General features: G+C 65.7%; 4 protein-coding genes. All 4 read left to right on the top strand.

Annotated features, from left to right (window positions below; translation table 11 throughout):
- The first annotated feature begins 22 nt into the window (after nucleotides 1-22).
- The 4 genes from KR546_RS06310 to drmB are packed head-to-tail and all read left to right on the top strand — an operon-like array spanning nucleotide 23 to nucleotide 13,635.
- A complete protein-coding gene (locus KR546_RS06310) occupies nucleotides 23-4,039 on the top strand; it encodes an Eco57I restriction-modification methylase domain-containing protein (RefSeq protein WP_238443857.1) in 4,017 nt (1,338 codons plus the stop codon).
- 34 nt (nucleotides 4,040-4,073) lie between these two features.
- A complete protein-coding gene (locus tag KR546_RS06305; protein ID WP_238443856.1) occupies nucleotides 4,074-8,021 on the top strand; it encodes a type IIL restriction-modification enzyme MmeI in 3,948 nt (1,315 codons plus the stop codon).
- Entirely contained in the window at nucleotides 8,018-11,665 is a 3,648-nt protein-coding gene (gene drmA, locus KR546_RS06300; protein WP_238443855.1) for a DISARM system helicase DrmA, read from the top strand. Before KR546_RS06305 ends, drmA begins: the two co-directional genes overlap by 4 nt.
- Complete coding sequence (drmB, locus tag KR546_RS06295) at nucleotides 11,662-13,635, top strand: DUF1998 domain-containing protein (RefSeq protein ID WP_238443854.1); 1,974 nt, start codon at nucleotides 11,662-11,664, stop codon at nucleotides 13,633-13,635. Before drmA ends, drmB begins: the two co-directional genes overlap by 4 nt.
- Nucleotides 13,636-13,640: the final 5 nt, after the last annotated feature.

Raw genomic sequence — 13,640 nt, 5'->3', positions numbered from 1 at the left:
TCACGGGTGGATCGACCTGTTGGTGCCGGACGGACCCTTCCTGGCCGCCGGTGCCCTCGACGTGCAGACGGTCGGGGAGAACTGGCCCACCCGCCTGTCCGCCGAACAGAAGGCGCTGCTCACGGCGCCTCCAGCCTCCGAGACAGAGGAGGACGACGGCTGGGACGATGGTTCGTGGGACGGCCGCCGCGCCCGCCTCGCGTCGCTGCTGACCGAACTTCTCGGCTACCGGGACGGCAAGACCCTCACGGCCGCTCCCGACATCGCCGCGCACCACCACATCTACCGCGCCCGCGTCCGTGCCGACTTCGCCGTTCACGCACCCGACGATCCGGCTGACGTGCGCATGGTCGTGATCTGCGGTCCCGACGCGACCGATGACCCGGCTCACATCCGGCCGTCGCAGACCCACAACCACGACGGCTGGGTCTCCACGCCGGTCCAGCGGGCCGCGCTTCTGGCTCGGCACGCAGGCGCCGACCTCGCACTGGTCACCAACGGCAGCGAGCACCTGCTCGTCAACGTCGTCACCGGCACGACCGGCTCGGCGATGTGGACGGTCAACGGACTCGAGGACCGCCACGCCCGCGACGCCTTCGTTGCCCTGCTCCACAAGCAGCGGGTGCTGCACCGCACTGTCCCGTTGTCCAGACTCATCGAGCTGTCTCAGGACCGCCAGCACGAGCTCACCGACACGCTCGGCAAGCAGGTCCGCCGTGCGGCCGAGGCGCTGGTCAACGCCGTCTCCCGCGCGAACCGGACCTCCCGCGGTCGGCTGCTCGAAGGGCTGACCGGTCAGCAGGTCTATGCCGCCACCACCCGCGTCCTGATGCGCACCGTCTTCCTGCTAGTCGCGGAGGAGCGCGGGCTGCTCCCGGTCGCGGAGAACCAGCTCTACGCCGACCAGTACGCGATGTGGACTCTGCCGGACAAGCTCGACGCGGACGCCTACCGCAACCGGTCCGCGATGGAGCGCCGCTCCGGGGCGTGGCAGCGCATGATGGCCCTGTCCCGTGCCGTGCACGCCGGAATCGAGCACGACGACCTCCGGCTGCCGGCCTACGGCGGCAACCTGTTCGATCCCGACGAGCATCCCTTTCTCGAGGCGCGTATTCCGAGCGCGGACGGTGATGGGTTCGAGCAGTTCGAGATCGGCGTCGTGGACGACTTCACCGTCCTGACGGTGCTGCGGCACCTGCAGATCGCCAACGGCCAGCGCATCAGCTTCCGCAGCCTCGACGTCGAGCAGATCGGCCACGTCTACGAAGCACTCCTCGACCACTCCGCCGTCATCGTGCCCAAGGAGCAGGACGCCGTCCTCGGCCTGTACGGCAAGGTCGGCGAAGAGCCAGAGGTGTCGCTCGTCGACATGGAGAGCTGGCACGCCAAGTCCGACAAGGAACTCGGCAAGCAGCTGTCGGACCTGGGCGTCGCTGCCGAGGCACGCGGCGTCTACAACGCGATGGAAGCTGGCCTCGCCCCCGACAGCGACGTCGCGCAGACCCTCAACGTCGCCGTCGCCAACGACGAGGTCCTCCGGGAACGCGTCGCGCCCTACGCCCCGTTGCTGCGCACCGACGCCCGCGGCGTTGCCCTGGTGTTCCTCCCTGGCGACGTCTACGTCACCGAGACCTCCAGCAAGCGCGACTCCGGTACGGCCTACACCCCACGCAGCCTCGCCGACGAGATCGCCAAGCACACCCTCGACCCGCTGATCTACGACCCGGGCCCCCAGAACGAGGCCGACGAGTCCAAGTGGCAGCTCAAGGCCTCTCAGGAGATCCTCGACCTCAAGATCTGCGACCCCGCCGTCGGCTCCGCCGCCATCCTCGTCGCCGCCGTTCGCTACCTCGCCGAGGCGCTCTTGCAGGCCAGGGTCGAGGCAGGCGAGCTGTCGGCCGAAGCTCTGGCTTCCGGAGCGGCCGACGTCGAGGCCGTGGACGCCCGAGTCCACGCGCGTCGAGCTGTCGTCGCGCGCTGCGTCTACGGGGTGGATCGCGACCCCATGGCCGTCGAGATGGCCAAGCTCTCGCTCTGGCTCATCACGATGGCCAGGGACGCACCCTTCAGCTTTCTCGACCACGCCATTCGTCACGGAGACAGCCTCCTCGGGATCGTGGATCTCGACCAGTTGCGCAAGCTCCACCTCGAACCAAGCGAGGTCTCCGGTTCGGGTCGCGGGCTGTCGCTGACGATTGGGTCGGAGGGCTGGTGGGAGACGATCGACGACCGCATCGACGAGTTGACGTCGCTGCGGAGCAAACTGCGGTCCATCCCTGATGACGTCTCGGACTCGATCCATGAGAAGGAACGGTTGCATGGGCGCGCTGAGCAGGTGACCACGGACCTCGCAGTTGTCGCCGACGCCGTGACCGCCGCGTACCTGAAGCACGCGGGAGGCTCCTCGGCGGACCGAGACGCAGCACAGGGCGCGATGCAACAACTCGTCGTGGACCTCGATCGGTACCGCGCAACGCTGGCGATCGAGGCAACCCGTCGGCTTGAGGACGATAATCCGGACCCGGCCGTGCCGCGCCGACCGCTGCACTGGCCGCTTGCCTTCCCAGAGGTCTTCGTAGAGGGGGACGGCTTCGACGCCATCGTCGCCAATCCACCCTTCATCAAGTCGCAGGGCCTCCGCGACTCGGTAGGGACCAACTACCGCGACTACTGCTCTGTCCATCTGGCCGCCGGGCGCAAGGGCAAGTCAGACTTCATTGCATATTTTGCGTGGCGACTCACAGCAATTTCACATCGAGCTGGGTTCTTGTCGACCAACAGCATCGCTCAGGGCGACACACTTAGGGTCGGCCTAGCCCCAATCAGCTCCGAATGGGCCATCTACCGCGCCGTTCGATCGACGCCCTGGCCCGGCGCAGCCGGAGTTCACATCTCAAAGGTATGGATGACTCTCGGAGACTACGAAGGTGCGATGAGGCTAGACGGTGAAGTGGTACCCGGAATATCGGCGTCTCTGGAGGCTGCGGGAACAGTGGAGGGGCCGCCCCTGAAGTTGATGGCGAACAGCAGTCTTGCATACCAGGGGTACCAAATAGTCGCTTCGGGTCTCGTGGTGAACCAAGCGACGGCCGACAGGCTGGTCCATCTCGATCCCTCGAGTGGTGTAGTCATCCGACCGTATGTGAACGGGGACGACGTGAACGGCCCACTTCCGCGACACTCTGAAGATCGTCGTGTCATCGACTTCGGGACGATGACCGAGAGCCAGGCAAGAGACTTCCGATCGGCGTTCGCTCATGTGGCTGAGCAAGTCAAGCCAGAGATTCTCTCGAAGGCGGCGCCAAAGCCGAATGGGAAGCCGAGTTCGTATGCTAGGTGGAAAAATCGCTGGTGGCAGTTTTGGAGTCCGCGCCCAGCCCTACGCCGATCGACGTCCGGCATGGGACGAGTCTTGGCTATGGCCCGCACAAGCAAGGTATTTTATCCGGTATTTATGCCTGCGAGTTGGTGTCTCACGGATGCTTTGATTGTCTTTGCATACGACGACATTGGGCACTTTGGCGTGCTAACCTCATCTTTCCACTGGTGGTGGGCTGTGAACCCGCCCGGGACGGGAGGCTCATCGCTGAAGGGTGACCCTCGGTACACACCAACAACGTCCTTCCAAACGTTCCCCCAGCCACGCATCACAGAGGCGCTCAGCACCGCTGCGCAGGAACTGCATGATTGTCGTGAGACTTGGTTCGAACACGAGGGAATTGGTCTGCGTGAATGCTATGACCGAGTTAACAATCCATCAGACGAGAGCGAAACTGTAGTTGAGCTGCGGAAGCTCCACGTTCAGTTGGATGAGGCTGTGCGCGAGGCCTATGACGCATCCGACGATCATCACGACTGGTCAACACTCGCTTTGGATCATGATTTCTTCGACTGCGGTGAGCTTGGACATCGCTACACGGTCTCCAAGGAAGCGCGCGGGAAGATGATGCTCTGGCTTCTGGAGTTGAACTTTCGCTGCTTTGCCGACGAGCACTCGCGGACCTACGAATCAGTCCTACGAGAGACAGGAAATGCCTAAACCGAACGGACCTCACGGGTGGATCGACCTGTTGGTGCCGGACGGACCCTTCCTGGCCGCCGGTGCCCTCGACGTGCAGACGGTCGGGGAGAACTGGCCCACCCGCCTGTCCGCCGAACAGAAGGCGCTGCTCACGGCGCCTCCAGCCTCCGAGACAGAGGAGGACGACGGCTGGGACGATGGTTCGTGGGACGGCCGCCGCGCCCGCCTCGCGTCGCTGCTGACCGAACTTCTCGGCTACCGGGACGGCAAGACCCTCACGGCCGCTCCCGACATCGCCGCGCACCACCACATCTACCGCGCCCGCGTCCGTGCCGACTTCGCCGTTCACGCACCCGACGATCCGGCTGACGTGCGCATGGTCGTGATCTGCGGTCCCGACGCGACCGATGACCCGGCTCACATCCGGCCGTCGCAGACCCACAACCACGACGGCTGGGTCTCCACGCCGGTCCAGCGGGCCGCGCTTCTGGCTCGGCACGCAGGCGCCGACCTCGCACTGGTCACCAACGGCAGCGAGCACCTGCTCGTCAACGTCGTCACCGGCACGACCGGCTCGGCGATGTGGACGGTCAACGGACTCGAGGACCGCCACGCCCGCGACGCCTTCGTTGCCCTGCTCCACAAGCAGCGGGTGCTGCACCGCACTGTCCCGTTGTCCAGACTCATCGAGCTGTCTCAGGACCGCCAGCACGAGCTCACCGACACGCTCGGCAAGCAGGTCCGCCGTGCGGCCGAGGCGCTGGTCAACGCCGTCTCCCGCGCGAACCGGACCTCCCGCGGTCGGCTGCTCGAAGGGCTGACCGGTCAGCAGGTCTATGCCGCCACCACCCGCGTCCTGATGCGCACCGTCTTCCTGCTAGTCGCGGAGGAGCGCGGGCTGCTCCCGGTCGCGGAGAACCAGCTCTACGCCGACCAGTACGCGATGTCGACGCTGCTGGACAAGCTCGACGCGGACGCCTACCGCAACCGGTCCGCGATGGAGCGCCGCTCCGGGGCGTGGCAGCGCATGATGGCCCTGTCCCGTGCCGTGCACGCCGGAATCGAGCACGACGACCTCCGGCTGCCGGCCTACGGCGGCAACCTGTTCGATCCCGACGAGCATCCCTTTCTCGAGGCGCGTATTCCGAGCGCGGACGGTGATGGGTTCGAGCAGTTCGAGATCGGCGTCGTGGACGACTTCACCGTCCTGACGGTGCTGCGGCACCTGCAGATCGCCAACGGCCAGCGCATCAGCTTCCGCAGCCTCGACGTCGAGCAGATCGGCCACGTCTACGAAGCACTCCTCGACCACTCCGCCGTCATCGTGCCCAAGGAGCAGGACGCCGTCCTCGGCCTGTACGGCAAGGTCGGCGAAGAGCCAGAGGTGTCGCTCGTCGACATGGAGAGCTGGCACGCCAAGTCCGACAAGGAACTCGGCAAGCAGCTGTCGGACCTGGGCGTCGCTGCCGAGGCACGCGGCGTCTACAACGCGATGGAAGCTGGCCTCGCCCCCGACAGCGACGTCGCGCAGACCCTCAACGTCGCCGTCGCCAACGACGAGGTCCTCCGGGAACGCGTCGCGCCCTACGCCCCGTTGCTGCGCACCGACGCCCGCGGCGTTGCCCTGGTGTTCCTCCCTGGCGACGTCTACGTCACCGAGACCTCCAGCAAGCGCGACTCCGGTACGGCCTACACCCCACGCAGCCTCGCCGACGAGATCGCCAAGCACACCCTCGACCCGCTGATCTACGACCCGGGCCCCCAGAACGAGGCCGACGAGTCCAAGTGGCAGCTCAAGGCCTCTCAGGAGATCCTCGACCTCAAGATCTGCGACCCCGCCGTCGGCTCCGCCGCCATCCTCGTCGCCGCCGTTCGCTACCTCGCCGAGGCGCTCTTGCAGGCCAGGGTCGAGGCAGGCGAGCTGTCGGCCGAAGCTCTGGCTTCCGGAGCGGCCGACGTCGAGGCCGTGGACGCCCGAGTCCACGCGCGTCGAGCTGTCGTCGCGCGCTGCGTCTACGGGGTGGATCGCGACCCCATGGCCGTCGAGATGGCCAAGCTCTCGCTCTGGCTCATCACGATGGCCAGGGACGCCCCCTTCAGCTTTCTCGACCACGCCATTCGTCACGGCGATAGTCTGCTTGGGATAACTTCGCTGGATCAACTGCGCCGTCTTCACTTGGACGCGACCGCTGACGTCTTCGGGTTTGACGGCGGGGGGCTGTTCGCTGATGAGAACGTCTACGAGTGGCAGCGCACAATCGAAGAGGCGATTGCGAAGTCAACCGAGCTTCGACTGAAACTTCGCAGCTTGAAGGTTCGAGACATCTCAGATGCACTCGCGCAGGCGCGACTTCACCGCGCGGCCTTGGCCAAGGCCGACGGGCTCTTAGTCCTTGCTGATGCCGTGACAGCTATCTGCCTGAGCTCGGCTCGACAGAGTTCGGCGGAAATAGCCTCCAAGTTGACGGGACTAACGGCTGAGTTGGAGACATTGAATGGGCCGGAAACCCGATCTCGAATTCGCGCGGCCTTGGTGCGAATGACGAAGGATGAAGGCGGCCACAAAATCCGACAGGTATTCCTGCATTGGCCGCTTGAGTTCCCTGAAGTATGGGATGATGGCCGGTCTGGTTTCGACGCGATGATCGGAAATCCCCCATTCTTGGGCGGAAAGAAGATCTCCAAGACGTATGGGGCCAACTACGCCGAGCACATCACGAAATACGTTGCGGCCGGGCGACGAGGTAGCAACGTCGACCTTGTGGCCTACTTCTTCTCGCGTGCAAATGCTCTCGCGGCCGGTGCTGGCCTCCTGGCCACCAACACTATCGCCCAAGGCGGCACGAGATCTGTCGCGCTTGACCACATCTGCGATCAGGCGGTGATCTATCGAGCCATATCATCTTTTGCATGGCCGTCCTCAGCTGCAGTCCACGTCTCGTTAGTCTGGTGGGCAGGGACGTGGGAGGCCGCAAGGACCCTAGATGGGCGAACCGTGCCGGGTATCGAGTCGGACCTTTACCCGTCTGGTCGCACTTCTGGGCGGCCCGTCGCTCTTCCGCGGCAGTCTGGCGCCGCGATCCCGGGACAGGATGTTCGAGGATCCGGCTTCATTCTTGACAACGAGGAAGCACAGGATCTGCTTCAGACGGTGATGAATCGAGCCGTCATCAAGCCTTACGTCGGAGGGCGGGAGGTCAACGCTTACCCGAATCACATCGGTGCCAAATGGGCCATTGACTTCCAAGACTGGCCGGAGGCGAAAGCTCAGGAGTTTGCTGTCCCCTATCGGATTGTGTCGGAGAGGGTGCGTCCCTTCCGAGAGTCCGTGTCCGAGAGGCGGGTGCGCGAATCGTGGTGGCAGTACGGGCGTCGCCGGCCGGAATTGATCCAACGTCTTGCGCATCTGGAGGAGACCATTGTCCTGGCACAAGTCAGTTCGCGTGTGATGCCTGTGATGGTTAAGACTGGTCCTGTCTTCTCTCACAAGGCGATTGTTGTTCCGTCGGATGATTACGGCGTGCTAGGTTTGCTGAGTTCGACAATCCACAGAGTTTGGGCCGACCGATACTCGTCAACGATGAAGAATGATCTCAGCTACTCAGTCTCCACGACCTTCAACACGTTCCCGTTCCCTGGCGCCGTCGAACGACGACTGGTGGGTGCCCTAATGTACGACCTGAATGCCTGGAGACGCGATCGTTTGCACGCAGAAGGACTGACCCTGAGTACCGTGTACGGGGAGTATCACAACCCCCGATCGGAAGTGCCATTCATTGCGCAGCTCCGAGACAAGCACGTCGAGCTTGACTCTGCTGTTGCAGCAGCCTTCCGTTGGGATGACCTTTCGCTCCATCACTCCTTTCACCAGACCAGATTTGGGACGTTCTATACCGTAAGCGCAGATGAGAGAACCGAACTTCTCATGCGGCTCTTGGACTTGAACCACGCGCAGGCACCCGATGGCCAGCTTGACCTGCGTCAAGGCGCTTCGATATGAGGAGTCGGCTCTCGGCCGCCGTGACATCCGACCTTGTCGGCCCGGGCGAAGAAACCGACGAGGTCGTTTACGACAACCGCGTGCGCGATCGCTATCTGGTAGGGATGCTCGCGCCGGAGGGGACGGTCGGGCTCGACCCAGAGCGGGACGACGACGAGAACCCGGACGTCGACCTCGGTGCCGCGGAAGCGGACGAGTCTGATGATCCCGGGACGGGAAAGGTGTCGCTGTTCCCTTCATCGCTTGGGCTGTCATTCGCGGTGGAGCCGGGGACGACGCAGCTCGAGGTCGTGGCTGAGTGGGGCGAGTACGACCGGGTTGACAACCCCACCTCCGAAGAGGACCGGCCCGAGTGGCAGCGCAACAAGAAGCTGGTCTGGCAGCGTGAACATCGCGACGAGTCGGCAACTATCGGGCTGCCGGACCGCGACGGGCCGGTGCCGGTCGAGACTTTCGGGTCGAACATCGCTGCGGTCGGCGGCGTCGTCGAGATCAGCGGCCGCTGTGAGACAGGCCCGAACGGGCACCGCCTCATCACGCTCTTCCTCCGCAACCGACTCGACGCGCCGGAGCAGAACCCTGACCGTGCCTGGCTGTTTCAGCCACGGCTGACCGTGCGGCTTCCCCACGGCACGGCGGGCTTCGTCGGTCGTACCGAGGCCGTCGGTCGGGTCGAGCGTGCCGGTGCAGACCAGCGGGAGCAGGCCCGGCTCGATTTGCAATACAGGCACCAGGTCGAGATCGCACGCGGCCACGCGGTCTCGGTTCATCCGACCGTCCCGGATCGGGAGAACGCTCCAGGACGCGCGTCCGAGTTGGCGACGACCTTCCTTCCGACCTACGAGGTCCCGAACACCAAGGCCGCGAGCGGAGCGGATACGCCCGAGCTAGCCGACCTTGTCGTCGAAATGGGGCGGCTCGCCGACGCGTCCGTGCCAGTGTCTGAGCTGCAGGCGTGGCTGGCACCGCTGGCCGACGGCTACGGGACATGGCTGCAGCGGCAGCGCGACGCCGTGAGTGGTGACCCGGCCCTGGCGGAGCATGCTGACGCGGCCGCGGATGCGCTCGACGATGCCGACGAGGTCGCCGAGGCCATCCGTGCTGGCATCGACCTGCTTGCCGAGGACGACGATGCGCTGACCGCCTTTCGGTTCGCGAACGCGACCATGCGAGAGCAGCGGCTCCGGATCGAAGCCGTCCGTCGGCAGCGCGATGCTGACGAGCGGTCGGTCGAGGAGCTCGTCGAAGAGCTCGCCGCCGACCCGGCTCGTAACACGTCATGGCGACCGTTCCAGCTCGCGTTCATCCTCCTCAACCTCCCGTCACTCGTCCGCCCGGACCATCGGGATCGGGCCCACGGCGCGGCGGTCGTCGACCTGCTGTTCTTCCCGACGGGTGGTGGCAAGACCGAGGCCTACCTCGGGCTGGTCTCTGCGACGTTCGCGCTGCGCCGGCTCAAGAGGGACCTCGGTGGGCTCGACGGATCGGACGGTGTCGCCGTCCTGATGCGCTACACCCTGCGGCTGCTCACGGCCCAGCAGTTCGAGCGTGCCGCGGCACTGGTCGCGGCGACCGAGCTCGTGCGCCGCCAGGACCCGGGGGCTTTCGGGTCGGTGCCGTTCCGGCTCGGGCTCTACGTCGGTGGGTCGCTGACCCCGAACCGCACCGACGACGCCCGCAAGATCATCGTCGACATGCGTGGCGGTAAGACGGTCGCAGGAGCGTCGCCGGTCCAGCTGTCCGCGTGCCCGTGGTGTGGCACCGACATCGACCCGAGCGGCCGGTCGACCGCCTCGATCTTCCACGTCATGACCCATGAGGAGAACGTCGACACCGAGCGGACCGTCACCTACTGCCCCAACGAGGACTGTCCGTTCTGCGAGGACGACGCGCCCGGCGAGGGCATCCCGGTCGTCACGGTCGACGACGAGGTCTACCGGACCCTGCCGACCTTCGTCATCGGCACCATCGACAAGTTCGCCCAGCTGCCATGGAACCCCAACGCCCGGATGCTGTTCGGGCACGTGAGCCAGCGCTGCGCCCGGCACGGCTGGCGCAGCAACGACCCGGCGGCTCGCTACCCGGCGGTGTGCACCGCCGAGTCCCACCACCCGGCCGACCCGCACCATCCGACGGCCCAGATCACATCCGTCGCCGACGGCTTCCGGCTGCGGCCACCCGACCTGATCATCCAGGACGAGTTCCACCTCATCACTGGTCCGTTGGGGACCATCTCCGGGCTGTACGAGACCGCCGTCGACCGGCTGTCGGCATGGCAGCTCGACGGCTCGACCGTCCACCCCAAGGTCGTCGCCTCGACCGCGACGATCCGTCGAGCCAACGACCAGGTCCGGCAGGTCTTCGCCCGCGGCACACGGATCTTCCCGCCCCAGGTCACCGACGTCCGCGACACCTTCTTCGCCCGCCAGGTGCCCACCGAAGAGGCGCCTGGCCGGCTGTACGTCGGCATCTGCGCGCAGGGACGAAGCTTCAAGGAGGCCGAAACGGCCGTCTTCCAGACCGTGATGGGCGCGGCTCAGAAGCAGTGGGAGGAGCACGGAGCCGCGGCTGACCCATGGATGACGACGGTTGGCTACTTCTCGGCGATCCGTGAACTGGCCAGTATGCGGCGCATCGCTGACGACCAGCTCCCGGTCCGTCTCCGGACGCCGATGCGGGACCGGTCCGACTACCTGTCGAGCCGCTTCATCACACGCTTCAAGGATGGGTCTGCGAAACGTTGGCCACTGAAGCTCGTCGAGCTCACGTCGCGCGTGGGGTCCGCCGATCTCCGCGCGGCACTGGACGACCTGAACCGCCCACACCAACCGGACGAGGACGGCAGTCCAAGAGGGACCGACCTCGTCCTGGCGACGAACATGATCTCGGTTGGTGTCGACGTCCCGCGGCTGGGTCTGATGGTCGTGGCCGGACAGCCGAAGACCACGGCCGAGTACATCCAATCGTCTTCACGTGTCGGCCGATCCTCCGACGGACCTGGACTTGTATTGACTGTCCACAATTGGGCGAGGCCCCGTGATCTGTCGCACTGGGAGACCTTCGAGCACTATCACTCGACGTTCTACCGCCATGTCGAGGCGCAGTCGGTCACGCCGTTCGCCGATCGAGCACTCGACCGCGTGCTCACTGCCGTGCTCGTCTCGCTCCTCCGCGGTGAGGTTGACGACTGGACCCCGGATCGCGCTGCGAACCGCCTCGACGTCCACGACGCCCGAGCAGATGGTGTGGCCGAAGCGATCATCGCTCGCGCACGAGAGGTAGACGGAACGCACGAGGTCGTGGAGCGGGTTCGGGCGCTCGTCCAGGATCGACTCGACGACCTGAAGCTCCGCCAGGGGGGCACGACCACGATCGCGTGGCAGGCGGTGGGGAAGGACTCGGTCAAGGACAATCTGGTTCCGCTGCTCCAGCGGGCCGAGGAAGGGGGGGAGTGGGGGGTCTGGACGATGCCGATGTCGATGCGGAACGTGGAGCCGGGTATCAACGTGCTGGTTCGTCGCCCGAAGTTGCTGCCGCCGCCACCTCGACCGTCGCTCAAGTTCGGCACGGCGGCCACTTCATCGGCGCGGAGGGGGATCGCGACGATCGATGACGAGGGCGAGCTCGAGGAGGTGGACACATGAGCCCCCCTCCCGCACCGAACAAGGACGAGAAGCCAGATCCCGTCAAGATCGGCACGATCCGTCCGTCGCAGACGACGCACACCTTCGGGCCCGGCGCGATCGTCGAGCTGCCATATATGTCCGTCGTCATCCCGGGCCTGGACGCAGCCGGGATGGATCCGTGGCAGGTGGAGAAGGGTGTCGCAGTACCGATCGATGAGGATCGATTGCTGCAGCTGGTGCGTCGTGATATGGGGCCGCAGGTCACCGCACTTCGTGGCGCACCGTGGTCGGAGGATGCAGGCGATAATCGCACGCTCGCCGGCAATTGGACGGGTTTGTGGGCGATGACCTTCCCGCGATGGCTCAGGTGCTCGCGCTGCAACGCGCTCTCGCGTGCCGAGCCGAACGGGCTGTTCGACATCGACATCCCGCTCTACCGACCCGACGAGTCCGGCTACTGGCACTCCCGCTGCCCGAAGATGAAGGGCGGAAAGGCCCGAGCGTTGCCGGTCCGCTTCGTGCTCGCCTGCAAGAGGGGGCATCTCGATGACTTCCCGTGGGAGGAGTGGGCACACAAGAAGTCTGGTCACGTCTGTCCCGACGGGGCGGGAGCGCAACAGCTCAAGCTGTTGGACTCCGGCTACGTCTCGCGAGCGACGTCGCAGCGGGTCAGGTGCGATGCGTGTGGGGGTCAGAGCTCGCTGGTGAGTGCATTCGGGCGCGACGGATCGCGTGCGCTACCTGAGTGTGCCGGCGGGCGACCCCACCTCAACGACTACGACCCCAGGGGATGTGGTGCCGAGACGCGCGCGCTGCTGATCGGTGCGTCGAACATGTGGTTCTCGGTCCGACGATCCGCGCTGTCGATCCCCCCCGAGCCCCGCCCGGTTGAGCGGGTGGTGACGACGCGGTGGAGCGACCTCGAACACATCGACTCGCGTGAGGAGCTGGGGGCGATGGCCGAGCAGCTGCGGAAGTTCCCGATGGGCGCTTGGCTCGACGAGAAGCGTGCTGGCTACACCCTCGACGAGCTGTGGGAGGAGTACCAGCGGCAGCGTGCCAAACTCGAGGAAGATGACCCAGGCGAGATCGCTCTGCTCGGACCCGAGTTCTCCGCCCTGACCGCCAAGGGCGGCATCGATCATGGAATCGACTTCGCCGTTTCTGATGCCGGCCCCGTTCGGGCGAGCCGATACGGGGTGAGGCTCGGTGGCATCCACCTCGCGACGCGACTGCGTGAGGTCGTCGCGATCACTGGGTTCACTCGGCTCGACTCGTACGACCCCAACGACGAAGGGTCGGACTCCGTCGTCCGCGCCAAGCTGTCGGCCAACCCTCCCACCTGGGCACCCGCGGCCCAGTCGCGCGGTGAAGGCGTCATGATCACGCTCGACGAACAGGCACTCCACACGTGGGAGGAGCGCCTCGGCGACCGGCAAGAGGGCCGGCACCAGGACATGAAGGCCGCGCACGAGGCATGGCGCCAGCGCCGGATGCTCGACAAGGACGGTGGCGCGAAGTCGAACCGTTTCGTCCTGCTCCACACCCTGTCTCACTTGCTGATCAACGCTGTGTCGCTCCGGTCCGGGTACTCGACGGCGTCCATCCGCGAACGCATCTACTGCCAAGAGCCGGAGGGCGCCGACTTCCCCATGGCCGGCATCCTGCTCTACACGGCTGCAGCGGACTCTGAGGGCACTCTCGGTGGACTCGTCAGCATCGGCCGCCCCGAGGTCATCGGCCCGTTGGTCGACGAGGCGATCGACAACGCCAAGATCTGCAGCAGTGATCCGTTCTGCGCGTCCCACAAGCCCAACGGCAACATCGTCGGCATGGACCACGGACAGGGTGACGGCACGCTTCACGGTGCCGCCTGCCACGTGTGCATCTTCCTCCCCGAGACGTCCTGCGACCACGCGAACCGCTACCTCGACCGCGCCTTCGTGGTCCCGACGCTGACCACCCCCGACGTGGCGTACTTCCAATGATCGGA

Source organism: Salsipaludibacter albus, from assembly GCF_019798055.1.
Taxonomy (GTDB): domain Bacteria; phylum Actinomycetota; class Nitriliruptoria; order Nitriliruptorales; family Nitriliruptoraceae; genus Salsipaludibacter; species Salsipaludibacter albus.
The sequence above is the reverse complement of the archived record's forward strand: the minus strand, read 5'-3'. Positions and strand labels throughout refer to the sequence as shown.